General features: G+C 75.4%; 1 pseudogene. It reads right to left on the reverse strand.

The window, feature by feature from the left end:
• Positions 1-378 (reverse strand): annotated as a pseudogene (locus AB4Z38_RS25870) (HNH endonuclease signature motif containing protein); the annotation flags it as partial.

Raw genomic sequence — 378 nt, forward strand, 5'->3', positions numbered from 1 at the left:
CCCGGTGATCCCGGTCTGCGGGAGCACGCCGGAGGCCAGCGTGAGCCGGCGCCTGGCCTCGCCGATGCCGATCCGCAGCCTGGCGCGCAGGAATTCGGCCGCGTTCCGGTACCCGTCGTCGACCGGGCCGGCTGCTGCCGCAACGCCGGACGCGGCGGTCCCCGGGCCGGCCGCGGCGGTTGCCGTATCGGCTTCAGTTCCCGCGTCCGGTGCGGCTGCGGTGGGTTCGGTCCAGCCGGTCCGCCACCCCGGCGCCGGGGATGACTGCCGTGCCGCCTGGGCTTCGCGCCGGGTCCGCTCCACGGCCTGGGCCGCTACGAGCTGCAAAAACTCCACCGTCCGGGAGATCTCCTCGACCGTGCCGGCGAAATCAGCGGC

The sequence above is a fragment of the Arthrobacter sp. 2RAF6 genome, from assembly GCF_052115205.1.
GTDB lineage: Bacteria > Actinomycetota > Actinomycetes > Actinomycetales > Micrococcaceae > Arthrobacter.